Source organism: Prevotella corporis DSM 18810 = JCM 8529, assembly GCF_000430525.1.
GTDB classification, from domain to species: domain Bacteria; phylum Bacteroidota; class Bacteroidia; order Bacteroidales; family Bacteroidaceae; genus Prevotella; species Prevotella corporis.
Window position 1 is genome coordinate 1 of record NZ_AUME01000019.1, and the last position, 12593, is coordinate 12593.

The 12593-nt window shown below is 41.6% G+C and carries 14 protein-coding genes; all 14 read right to left on the reverse strand.

The window, feature by feature from the left end; genetic code table 11:
* Positions 1–17 precede the first annotated feature (17 nt).
* The 14 genes from H515_RS13010 to H515_RS0104845 all read right to left on the reverse strand — a co-directional run bounded on the left by H515_RS13010 (position 18) and on the right by H515_RS0104845 (position 12463).
* Positions 18–1064: a metallophosphoesterase gene (locus H515_RS13010; protein ID WP_051274669.1), complete on the reverse strand. Its 1047-nt coding sequence runs from the start codon at positions 1062–1064 to the stop codon at positions 18–20.
* A gap of 15 nt (positions 1065–1079) precedes the next feature.
* Positions 1080–2426: an MATE family efflux transporter gene (locus H515_RS0104780; protein WP_025876085.1), complete on the reverse strand. Its 1347-nt coding sequence runs from the start codon at positions 2424–2426 to the stop codon at positions 1080–1082.
* A gap of 305 nt (positions 2427–2731) precedes the next feature.
* Positions 2732–2869: a hypothetical protein gene (locus H515_RS14800; RefSeq protein ID WP_169719585.1), complete on the reverse strand. Its 138-nt coding sequence runs from the start codon at positions 2867–2869 to the stop codon at positions 2732–2734.
* Positions 2859–3116 (reverse strand): hypothetical protein, encoded by a 258-nt coding sequence (locus tag H515_RS0104790; protein WP_025876083.1) that lies wholly within the window; start codon positions 3114–3116, stop codon positions 2859–2861. Before H515_RS0104790 ends, H515_RS14800 begins: the two co-directional genes overlap by 11 nt.
* A complete protein-coding gene (locus tag H515_RS0104795; RefSeq protein ID WP_306302514.1) occupies positions 3113–3661 on the reverse strand; it encodes an NUDIX hydrolase in 549 nt (182 codons plus the stop codon). Before H515_RS0104795 ends, H515_RS0104790 begins: the two co-directional genes overlap by 4 nt.
* 46 nt (positions 3662–3707) lie before the next feature.
* Entirely contained in the window at positions 3708–4181 is a 474-nt protein-coding gene (locus tag H515_RS15025; RefSeq protein ID WP_028901652.1) for an alanyl-tRNA editing protein, read from the reverse strand.
* A 3-nt stretch (positions 4182–4184) separates the two neighbouring features.
* Entirely contained in the window at positions 4185–5867 is a 1683-nt protein-coding gene (locus H515_RS0104805; RefSeq protein ID WP_028901653.1) for an alpha-amylase family glycosyl hydrolase, read from the reverse strand.
* 189 nt (positions 5868–6056) lie between these two features.
* On the reverse strand, positions 6057–6944 hold the full coding sequence (gene fabD / locus H515_RS0104810; RefSeq protein WP_028901654.1) for an ACP S-malonyltransferase: 888 nt from the start codon (positions 6942–6944) through the stop codon (positions 6057–6059).
* 155 nt (positions 6945–7099) lie between these two features.
* Positions 7100–8173: an AAA family ATPase gene (locus tag H515_RS0104815; RefSeq protein WP_025876079.1), complete on the reverse strand. Its 1074-nt coding sequence runs from the start codon at positions 8171–8173 to the stop codon at positions 7100–7102.
* A gap of 123 nt (positions 8174–8296) precedes the next feature.
* Positions 8297–8845: a 50S ribosomal protein L9 gene (gene rplI / locus H515_RS0104820; protein WP_028901655.1), complete on the reverse strand. Its 549-nt coding sequence runs from the start codon at positions 8843–8845 to the stop codon at positions 8297–8299.
* 19 nt (positions 8846–8864) lie between these two features.
* Positions 8865–9137, reverse strand: coding sequence for a 30S ribosomal protein S18 (rpsR, locus tag H515_RS0104825; RefSeq protein ID WP_004355224.1), 273 nt, complete (start codon positions 9135–9137; stop codon positions 8865–8867).
* Between the two features lie 2 nt (positions 9138–9139).
* A complete protein-coding gene (gene rpsF, locus H515_RS0104830; RefSeq protein ID WP_025876076.1) occupies positions 9140–9484 on the reverse strand; it encodes a 30S ribosomal protein S6 in 345 nt (114 codons plus the stop codon).
* 684 nt (positions 9485–10168) lie between these two features.
* On the reverse strand, positions 10169–10876 hold the full coding sequence (gene rprY / locus H515_RS0104840; RefSeq protein ID WP_025876074.1) for a response regulator transcription factor RprY: 708 nt from the start codon (positions 10874–10876) through the stop codon (positions 10169–10171).
* A 42-nt stretch (positions 10877–10918) separates the two neighbouring features.
* Complete coding sequence (locus tag H515_RS0104845; protein WP_028901656.1) at positions 10919–12463, reverse strand: sensor histidine kinase; 1545 nt, start codon at positions 12461–12463, stop codon at positions 10919–10921.
* Positions 12464–12593 lie beyond the last annotated feature (130 nt).

The window sequence follows — 12593 nt, forward strand, 5'->3', positions numbered from 1 at the left end:
GAGAAAGGAAAGATGAATTACACACTTTTAAGGACACTACCAATATAATATTGTGTGTCACCCTTTTTAAGAGCGCCAAAAGCTTTCTCATAAATGGCTTCCTCTATCCAGCTAATTGGCCAGACCTGCCCATAGTGAGTATGGCCTGACAGTTGAAAATCTACTCCAGCCTGTTCTGCCTCTTCAAGGTGATAGGGTTGGTGGTCTAACAGGATGACGTATCGATTGTTAGAGAAACCTGATAGAAGCTCTTTTACCGATTTACGATTCTCGTTCACTCGATCATCCCTACCTATAAGTAAAATAGTATCGCCCCTCAACTCCACTTCTTCTGCCTCATCCACCAACAAGTGGATACCAGCATCTTTATAGAACTGTATGGCTTCTTTTCGTCCGCTATAATATTCGTGATTGCCCAAACAGGCATAAACAGGAACTTTGAGACGCCTGAACTCAGTCACCATGTCCTGTTCAAGCAACGCGCGAATGCTCCCATCAATAACGTCGCCAGCAATAAGTATCAAATCAGCATTTTCGGCCATGATGTCGCTCACCCATTTATGAAAATCCGCACGCGTATTATGATAGCCCAAATGCAAATCGCTCATCATTACAACACGAAGGGGTCGCTTTAAGGGTTTCGCTGTTTCAACATTCAGCTGCACTCTTTCCTTTCTTTCATAATTGAAATAGCCATAGATGAAAATCGCAACGACCAGTATTAAAATAGAGGCTGTGCCCAACCGACTACCGAACATGAAACTTTTGGGAATAAGGTGGGCAATTCTCCCGATATCCAAGATAATGAATACCATCGCCAGATATAGAGTGATGAATATAGATGAGTTTCCCAGTTCATAAAGAAACTTGGAGACAGCCATGGGATAATGGTCTAATCCTACAAAGAAGTTTGTAAAAAAGCAAACAATACACGCAAGCAGCAAACTAACTACAACCCATTTGGCAAGAATGCCAATGGGCAATATTTGCCAGATATGCCAAGAAACATAAGTTATACCTAACGACAGTAGGAGAAAGAAAATTACTGCCCAAATGATATTCATAACCTATTCAATATTTTATTTGTTGATAAACCTCTTCAATAGAAAGCTCTTAGCCCAGAAATATTGGAACAAACCCCTTAAACCGAGAAACAGTAGGAACGATATCCACAGAGCATTGTTCCCAATAGAACTCCATGCGAGATAGTAAAACAAGAAAAAAAACGTCATTGCTCCGACCGATGTCACCAGCATTCCCTTTGTCTCCGTCAAGCCGATGAATACCCCATCGTAGATAAAGGCAGCAACTCCCGTCAGCGGTATTAAATATACCCAAGGCAAATAGGGTCTTGATGCCATAATAACAGATTCGTCATCGGTCAACAGTCGCAGAAATCCCAATCCACCGAGAGCATAAACAAGCGTGAATGCAACTACCATGACACCACCAAAGCCAAACAGACGTCTGACCATTTTTCTGAAACCATCCAAATCACGCGCCCCATAATACTTGCCACTCAAAGCCTCACCGGCAAAAGCGAAACCATCCATCACATAAGAGAATAACGTAAACATCGTCATGAGCAAAGTGTTCACGGCAAGCATCATGGCGCCTTGACTGCCTCCGGCACTTGTAAAGAAGAGATTGACGGCTATAAGGCACAAGGTCCGTAGGAAAATATCCCTGTTTACAATAAAAAACTGTTTCCATGCGCCCAAGTTCCGAAACGTGGAACGAAATAATTGCAGAGTAATGCGTTCGTTTCGCTCACTGGCAAAGAAATAATCATGCTTCAAACCATTACGCAAAATAACAATACCCATCAAAAAGCCGCTCCATTGAGCTACTAAAGTGCCAGTAGCCACTCCTTCGATCTTCCACCCAAGAATAAAAATGAAAAATAGTGAAGCGGCAATATTGACTAAATTCTGCACAATAGCAATTAACATGGGAACTTTAGTATTCTGCATTCCTATGAACCAACCAGTCAGTCCGTATAGCCCTAACATGGCTGGAGCTCCCCAAATGGTGATTCGAAAATAATCGCTCACGAGATGAAGTGATGAGGCCGGAGTGTTCATGATGCGAATCAGCCCCCACTCTATCAACCGCTGAAAAACAATGAACAACACACCTATACCAAGTCCTATCATCAATGCGCGTAATAAGATTCTCAATGTGTCTTCCCAATTTTCACTACCGTATCCCTGAGATGTCATGCCGCTTGTCCCCATACGCAAAAAACCTAAAACCCAATAGATGATATTGAAAATCATAGCTCCTATTGCAATGGCACTGATATAACTCTCATTGCCTATATGTCCGACAATCGTTAAATCAACTAATCCCAGCAAAGGAACCGTGATATTGCTAATTATTGACGGAATCGCCAAACGCAAAATCTCATTATTCTCTCGACTCATACTTACAAGTTTACATATTCAATCGCATAAAAATAGCAAAATTATTACCAAACCACATCGAAAATATATTATACCGTAGTAATTATAATAAAAAACGCAATTATTGTAATAGCCTCATCGCATTGTTTAATTAATTTTGTGATGTCATTCAATCATAATAGTATTTAAATAGTTTAGGTAAAGAAAGTTTCAGGAAAGAATAAGTATTAGTTAGGGAAGAAGATTGTACGGAATGACGATTTTATGGTTTAAGTTTAACTTAACGCGCGGATGCAACACAGTTTGTATCCGCGCTGTTTTTATAACTATTTTATATAATCCTTAGCCACCATGTCATAATAAAGCGCTTCAAGTTCTGCCAGCGACAATCGCTCAACAGAATGTTCTATGATACTAATTAATTCTGCTGTCCGCATCTCGTCTTGCGTTGTATCAAAATTCATTTTCTAACCTCCCTTCCAAAAATTCTATAGCTTCTTGAATATCCTTGGCAAAAGAAGCATGATTCAGCAAAAAGCCTTCTCTTCCTTTCGACATTATCATGTACAATTCTTTGTTCATCTCTTCCGCATAGCAACCAACTGCATATTCGATGTCCTCTTTCTGCTTCTCCATCGTTGAGAATTGATACACTCTTGATTTTTGATGCAAAAACGCATGGGCGGTCTCTATACTGTGTCTTGTTATCATAATATCATTGTTCGACAATATGTTGCAAAGTATTTCCAAAGTGGGGCAACCATCATCGCTTGATGAAAATCGCCTCGCTTCAACATTTCAAATACCTCTTCCTTGGTTTTCAAAAGCAACTCTATATCCTCAGTATCATCAAAATTTGTATCCGATATTCGCGCAACACCTTTTGCATAATAGCAATGACAGAAATTATCCATTGTACTTGAGTTGGGAGCTATCTTCAGCAGTTCAGTCCACTCACCGCCACCATATCCAGTTTCTTCTTTTAGCTCTCTCTTTGCACCTTCGAGCGGATTCTCACCTTCTTCAACACAACCTGCACATATTTCTATGGAAACCTCCCGAACAGCATGCCTATATTGTCGTTCAAGAATCAACAATCCATCTGTTGTCTCTGCAATGACATTCACCCATGTGGGATAAGAAAGCACATAATATTCATCGTAAACCTTACCGTTGGGCAGTTTAACTTTATCTTTACGCGCAGTAAGCCATGGTCGTTTGAAGATGTACTCCTCATCAATCACTTTCCATAACATATCTTTATCAGAACGAATCATGATAAACTAAACTTTAAATATTAAACTATGGTATGACCTTGAAACGTATTCTAAATGTCTTTGCATGCTCATCCCAGTTGGTACCGAGCATTTCAAAGCGACCAATCTGAGCAGTTGAGCGCACATGCTTCCCGATACAGGGACAAACATCGTAGTCTCCAATTCTCACAAGTTGTATCTTTTCAGTCGCTTCCTCAGGCAACTTGTCAAGACTGACCCCTTCGGGAATATGCTCTCTGTCCACCAACTCATAAGTCACGGGCATATCGAGTTCAATGAGCCGATTCATTTCATCTTCGATAGCCCTCACGATCTTGCGATCAGGCTTATGGTCGAGAACAAAAGTCATCTTACTTTTCTTACGTTCAATATGTGCATTGTTGCTCCTCGCAGTCCCAAACATTCTTATCATTAACTGATTAAGAAGGTGTTCGGATGTATGAGCAGGTGGAAATTCATCCTTATTATGAGGATTCAGCTCGTTATCGTATAACGCCATAAACTAATTCATAAACTTATATATTCTCCCCCTTAGGGCTTTGATATGGATTCGGCAAGTGGTATCTTTTGAAAGGACAGAGGTCAGGGACTCACCAGTCATAAGATCGGTCATCATAACCTTACCCTCCACTAATTGCATGTAATCGAAAGCATGCGCTGGGATTCTAACTTCCACATCCACATCCTTATCATCGAAGTTGGCTACAATCAATAAGGCCTCGCCTCCATCCTTACGCATGAATGCGAACTGTTTATCGGGATTGAACCATTCGTTGTCCATATTTGCATACATAAGGTCGAAGGATTTACCAAACTGAACCGCTTTTTCCTCGTTACAAATATTCATTAATTTGGCATAAATACCCTCCAAATACAGTTGCTCCAGTGTAAGTTCACTGCGAGAGAAGAATCCTTTGAACACACTATCGGTACACCAATAGTCAAATATCGTTGAACGACCATCAACTCCTGAGAATCCTTCACGATCCATACCACGTTCTCCGAACTCTTGTCCAGCATAGACCATGAGAGGATTAGCCCGCAATAATGATGAGACAATCATTCCGGGGATTCCTTTTTGTGGATTGCCACAAAAGAAATCGGATGCGATACGCTGCTCATCATGATTTTCAAGGAAATAGAGCATGTGTTCTTGAATATCATCTGTATTCTGCCACGCATTTGTAATGGAACTTGCTGGTCGTCTGCCACACATAACGTCACGAATACAGTCGTACATCCCTACCTTATCATATAGATAATCAAAGCCAGCAGATATATAATCCCGGTATTTTGAAGGCTCATACACCTCACCAATGAAGACAATGTGTGGATAAAAATTTTTGATTCGCCCAGTAATGTAAGACCAAAACTCACGAGGGACCATCTCAGCCATGTCACATCTAAAACCATCAATACCCTTACTTGCCCAAAAGAGCAAAATATCAGCCATCTTTAGCCAAGTAGATGGCAATGGAGAAAAGTGATAGCTACGCCCTCCTGCATCACAATAATCAATACCATAATTCAATTTGATTGTCTCATACCAATCATTTTGCTGGGGATGGGCATCAAATCGATCGTTACCCGTACACTTTGCCGGAAATTCCTCATAGGGAACAGAATCTATTTCGTCAGGAAAAGCAACAGCAGACAAATCCAAATGCTCATTCGGACAATAATAGAAATTATTCTGCGCGTCAAAATGCTTCCCCGTATCGTCATCCTCGCCCAAGTCACTAATCCCAAAAGGTTTCGCAATGCTCTTGTATTGGCGAGCAACATGATTGGGAACGAAATCTATAATGACCTTCAACCCTGCTTTGTGAGTTCTCGAAACAAGAGCATCAAACTCTTCCATCCTGCCTGTCACGTTCTCTGCGATATCAGGATCAATATCATAATAGTCTGTTATCGCATAGGGAGAGCCTGCCTTTCCCTTAACAATACGGGATGATTGCTTTGGAATACCAAACGCAGAATAATCCGAACAAGTAGCATGACGTATGACACCTGTGTACCAAACCGCCGTGGCGCCAAAGTTTTTGATTTGCCGCAACACCGGAGCATTGAAGTCATTCATCTTCCCCACACCATTCTCAGACATCGTTCCATTCACCTGTCGAGTTTGTATTCTATTCCCAAATGTACGAGTAAAAACCTGATAGATAATTAGTTTCTGCATATCCTCAAATTTCTTTTACAAGAAGTGAGTTCAGTTTAAATTAAAAAAATGTTGTTTATAACTTCCCTATTTCATTCAAAATAATAATTAATGATATCAAGGATTATTATGAACAACATTTTTTTAGTAATCGACAACTACCCTATCGGGCATATCGATTCTCTTCCAACAAGAGAAAAGCACGACGGTTTAACCTATTCCGTGAGCATTTACATTCTTGTCGATACGCCCTATCATGCCCTGCAATGCCTTGCCAGGTCCACATTCTACAAATTCTGTGGCACCTGCGGCAATCATATTCTGAACACTGGTAGTCCAACGAACACTTGAGGTAAGTTGAGCAATCAGGTTGGTCTTTATTTCAGCTGCGTCTGTGTGTGCCTTCCCATCAACATTCTGATAAACAGGACACTTGGGAGTATTGATGTTCGTAGCTTCAATTGCAGCCTGTAACTCGTCCTTTGCTGATTGCATCAATGGTGAATGGAAAGCGCCACCCACCTTCAATGGCAAAGCACGTTTTGCACCAGCCTCTTTCAACAGCTCGCAAGCCTTGTCAATGCCATTCTTCGAGCCAGAGATAACCAACTGACCAGGACAATTAAAGTTTGCTGCCACAACCACCTCGCCATCTTTGGAAACTGAATCACAAATCTCAACCACCTTCTCATCAGGCAGACCGATGATGGCGGCCATCGTACCAGGATTCTTCTCGCATGCCTTTTGCATGGCATTGGCACGGGCAGCAACCAACTTCAGTCCGTCCTCGAAACTCAATGCGCCAGCAGCTACAAGGGCTGAAAACTCGCCCAGAGAATGTCCGGCAGTCATTTCGGGTTTAAACTCATCGCCCAAGCAAAGTGCTGAAATTACACTATGAAGGTAAACAGCTGGCTGTGTTACCTTTGTTTCCTTAAGCTGTTCATCAGTACCAGCAAACATTATGTCAGTTATCTTAAACCCAAGGGTCTTGTCTGCTTTATCGAAAAGTTCTTTTGCTAATGGATTATTGTCGTAGAGGTCCTTCCCCATGCCTACGAATTGTGAACCCTGTCCAGGGAATACAAATGCTTTCATATTTTCTTAAATGTGTAATTAATAATACTTAAGGTTACAAAGATACAGAAAAATCGGGAGAAACAGGTTAAAACTACCTGATTTCATATTATTTAAATATGCAAATGCACATTTGCCAACCAGTAAACATGCATTATAAATTTGAGAATCTATTGCTATTTCCGCAATGCCAGATTATAATTATAGTATTCAGTCTTACCCGTTATATCCTCGCACACCTCAAGAAAAGGAGGAAAATTAACATCCTCATGCTCGACAATTCCCTTCGTTTCAAGAATTTGGAGACCTTCATTGGGCTGAATATACGTATCCAACTCAAAGAACTGCCCTTTCCAAATAAAGGTTTGACGCTTCTTATGAATAGTCTGACGATAAGGATCGGCCTGTCGAAGCAACGATTTGTAGAGATTATTGTCTATCTGGCGCTCTGTCTCAACCTGCTCATTCGATGGTAGGGTTTTCTTTGTTGTCCTGACGTTTACCGATATTCCATTCAGTGTTCTGCGACGAAGACGCACCTCGCTTCGCGGTTCTGATGTGAGATAGGTTTGGTAGATGTGACTTTCAATTGCTCCCGGAATATCCCCAAACACGCGAACTATATACTTCCGTTCCTCGACGATGGGCTGTGGTAGTTCCAGCACATTGGAAATTTCCTGCAGCACATGGTTAATTTTATTATCGAAGTCCTCATGGTTGTTTATTACCCGTAGGTGTGGGTGTCCCATCCATGCCTGAATAATCTTCTTATCCAATTCTCTTGCCAACTCCAGACCTTCGGTGCGCTCACTGTTGTTGGCCGTTGTATAGAACTGTTCCGCTCCATCGGCAGCACTCACCAAATGAAGTACGGCATCATACCGCTGGCGCAGTGTCTCGGAACTGGTGTTCATCTTTAAGGTTATTTCCTGCCACATCTCTGGTTTCATGTAGGCAGAGATATCCATTGTTCCGCGGTCACATACTATGATGGTGGGAACATTCAGGGTTTCGGCCATACGCATAAACTTTTCCTCAAGTGCCAGCTGCATTTCCAAAGTTGCCTTTTCGCCTTCGTAGAAAAAATCCTTATTATCAGTAAGGTAGTCCATACCAGCCTGACTGAAAAGCGTGGGCACTTCCGGAATGATAAAAACTTTGTAGCCCAGACTCGAAAAGTGTTCAATTATCTTTACCAATGCAGTTGTCTTGCCTGCGCAAGGACCACCGGTCAGTACGATTCTTTTCATTTATCCAATTGTTAACTAAAAAATCCCAATCATCTGAAAGATGAAAGGGATTTATCGTTATAATAATGCTTTACAGTGCAAAATTCAACTCTCATAAAACTCTCAAGAAAGAGAGAACCAAGATTATTCAGCTGCTGGAGCTTCTTCCTCAGCTACTGGTGTTTCCTCAGCTTCTGCTACGGGAGCTTCCGCTGGAGTTTCAGCAACTTCCTCTGCCTTTGGCTCTGGCTGGTTCTCTGCAACGACAGTTACAGGGAGCTTAACTTCTACTTCCTTGAAGAAGTGGATAGTAGCCTCGTATGTACCAACCTTCTTGATATCACGCATGGTGATGATCTTACGGTCAACCTCGAGACCCTTCTTTGCCAGTTCTTCAGCAACAATGGCTGCATTCACAGAACCATAGGTCACGCCTGTGGCAGAAACCTTAGCTGGGATAACGACTTCAACACCGTCGAACTGTGCGGCACGCTTTTCAGCCTCAGCCTTCTTGGCAGCAATCTTTGCAGCCTGCTGCTTGAGGTTTTCAGCCAACTGCTTCTTTGCAGCCGGAGAAGCGATAACGCCCTTGCCTGTAGGTATGAGATAGTTACGACCGTAGCCGTTCTTAACATTCACAATATCGTTCTTGTAACCAAGTCCGATAATATCTTCTTTAAGTATTATTTCCATATCCTTAGCCTCCTTATTATTATTTCATTAAATCGGTTACGTATGGAAGCAATGCTATCTGACGAGCACGCTTAACAGCCTGTGCTACTCGACGCTGATACTTCAAAGATGTTCCAGTGATACGACGTGGAAGAATCTTTCCTTGTTCGTTCAGGAACTTCTTAAGGAATTCTCCATCCTTATAGTCGATGTACTTAATTCCGCTCTTCTTGAAACGACAGTACTTTTTCTTCTTGGTGTCGATTGAAGGTGCGGTCAAATAACGGATTTCTGATTTTTTCTGCTCTGCCATGATTAAGCCTCCTTTTTAGATGCCCATTTAGCACGACGCTTCTCTGCATAAGCTGCTGAATACTTATCCTGCTTAACGGTAATGAAACGAATAACTTTCTCGTCGCGGCGGAATGCTGTTTCGAGAGTGTTGACAACTGTTGGCTCAGCTTTAAACTCCAACAAAGCGTAGAAGCCTGACGACTTCTTCTGAATGTTGTAGGCGAGCTTCTTCAAACCCCAAGCCTCTTCGTTCAAGATCTCAGCACCGTTGTCGGTGAGCAGCTTCTTGAATTTAGCGACCGCTTCCTTCATCTGTTCATCAGACAAAACGGGAGTCAAAATGAAAACGGTTTCGTATTGATTCATACTACTTTTAAATAAATAATTTATAAAACATATACACCTGCTTACGCAAAATGCGGTGCAAAATTACTAATTTTTTGCCAATCAACCAAATCTTTTTTGTAATTTTGCACTCTATGAAGGGATATATCAAGTATTTAGGACTTTTCTCTGTTGCTTTAGGCCTCGTGTTATTTGCAGTTCATATTCTGGCAAGTGTAAAGGGAAACGCTCTGTTGTTAACAGGACTGGCAATGGTTATTGGCGGGACTATCGCACATGTCAGACTACAAAAATAAGCCATCAATTCAAAGCTGATGGTTTCTTCTTGAAAGAGACGGTTGTAAAACTATTTCGCTACGGTTAATCAACAGGTATGCTTCCGACGCTCAAAAGGCCAGTTTTCGGAATGCAAAACCTAAGCTTTTGTCTTGTGAAACCTAAGCTTTTATCAGCAATATCATAACGCTCTAACACTCAACCATTTGCTAACAGGCAGACAAAAATCAATTTGTCAATAAAAATTACTTATTTGGGACTGTGGCTTAACTGTTTTTAATAAGAGGAACGGTGTTTGATGATTGAGCTAAATCAAAAAAATGCCAGCTCCATAAGATTTTGACTTACGAAGCCGACATCAATTATCAATTATTACTAAGCGACCTGAGGTCTTCCGTCCCTGATGAACAAGGCTGAAAGAAGGCTCTCTTATTCTTCCTCTGGGACGATGAGCTTGTAGCCCTTGCCGTGGATGTTGATGATTTCTATCTGATCATCGGCCTTCAGATGCTTACGCAACTTTGTGATATAAACATCCATGGAGCGGGCATTGAAATAGTTGTCATCAATCCAGATAGTCTTCAAGGCATAATCGCGCTGCAGTATTTCGTTTGAGTGAGAGCAAAGCAGGGCGAGCAATTCATTTTCCTTCGTCGTGAGCTTGGTTGCCTTATCGGGATTGTTGTCGAGCGTCAGCAACTGCTTCTGAGTGTCAAAGGTAAACCTACCAATCTGATAGAGTGTTGATTCCTTATTCTTCTTACCACGTACACGACGGAGGATGGCCTCAATACGGAATACGAGTTCTTCCATTGAGAAGGGTTTGGTAATATAATCGTCTGCACCAATCTTGAATCCAGCCAGAATATCTTCCTTCAACTGCTTGGCAGTCAAGAAAATAATAGGGATTTCCATGTTGGTCTGACGGATTTCCTGCGCAAGTGTAAAGCCATCTTTCTTTGGCATCATCACGTCAAGCACGCAAATGTCATACTTATTTTTCAAAAAAGCTTTATAACCAGCTTCACCATCAGGACAGAGATCGGCTTGATAGCCTTTTGCCTGCAAATATTCACTCAACAGTGTTCCGAGATTCTCATCGTCTTCACACAATAGAATTTTGAAATTTTCTTCCATATCCATCAATTTTTGGTTATTATTTATTCTTGTTCTTAAAATTTATTCATCAATCAATACTGGCAAAATAATGGTAAACTTCGTACCCTTGCCGTATTCACTTTCAACCTTTATCTCGCCTTCGTGAAGGTCAACCATACGCTTGACATAAGCCAGCCCTAATCCGAATCCTTTCACATCGTGTCGGTTTCCAGTGTGTACGCGATAGAACTTTTCAAATATCTTCTTCAAATTCTCTCTTTTGATGCCTTGCCCTGTGTCCCTAATGGTGAGATAGAGGTGCTCATTGGTGTTCCATGTTTTGAGATAGACGTTCAACGGCTTGTCGGGCTTGGCATATTTGACGGCATTGTCCAGCAGGTTGAAGATTACATTCTGAAAATGCATCTCATCGACATAAACTTTCGACTCAACAGCCTCGATATCCGTATATACCTTTCCGCCGGTATGCTCCACTCTGAGAGTGAAAGAATGCGCAATGGTCTCAACCATCTCATTGAGATCGGTGTATTTCTTTTTCAGCACGGCTTTTTTCTGATCATACATACTCATCTGCAACACTTTCTCAACCAAAAACCGCAAACGTTTAGTCTCGTCGTTGACAACTCCTCCGAGGTGGTCGATCATCTTTGGCGACTTTGTGAGACTCTTGTCGTTCAACATCTGTGCAGCAAGCGAAATACTGGCTATCGGCGTCTTGAGTTCATGGGTCATATTGTTGATAAAGTCGTTCTTAATCTCCGTATATCGTTTCTGACGGAAGATAATCACTATCGTGAAAATGAATGTCACCAATAGCACGATGGTAAAGATAATCGACGGAATCATGAAGCGTACGCTGGAGAAAATGTAGTTGGTCATGTCGGGGAAATGAACCTTCACCACACCCATTCTGTTCGGGGGGTCGTTACGGAACAACACCTGCGAGTAACCATTCTCCTGCCCATCGCCAACATAGTCAGGGCAACGATAGATTTCTCGCCCGTCTTGTGTTGAGACTGTAAAATGGTAGGGAATGTTGATTCCGTTGTTCATCATCTCGGCCTTCAAGTCCTGATCGAGCAGTTTAAAATTGATTCGTTGGTTCAACGGCTTGTCCGATGCAGAATACAAGATGTTGTAAACCACTTCTTCTAAAAGTGCCTTTTGATAGACATAACGGTTACGAACCATCTCCTGCATCCTTTTTTTCGTTGCTGAGAGTGAGCCACTATCGCTTCTTACAACCAATGCCTTTGGGGTCAGCGACGGATTGCTCTGTACAAGTTTCGACTCAAAAGACGTAAATGCACCGTCTTGATCATCTGATGGTAAGGACTGATGGGTGCTGCTTTTCTCCTTGTCTTTGGGCACATTATTCTTAGACGATTTGTCTTCATTCTTGTTTACGTCTTTCTCCAAATAACGAAGCGTCTCGTTAAGTTCCATATTTCTAGCTGCCTGATATAGAGCACGGTTCACCGACTCGTCGAACTGTTCTTTTTTCATCTCAGCCATCTCTTCGATGTAGTTGAGTTGCAAAAGAAGCAATGCAAGGAATGAGAGCCCCATGATTACCGCAATTGTCCAAATCGTCCTTTTCTTCATTTAAGCCATATTTATGGTGACACAAATGATTATTGATAATTCATCTGTATGTTACTTTCTGATTACGTGAGCAAAGATAACGAAAACATTAAAATATTAACAACTAAAAGTTAACAAATCGCAATGTATT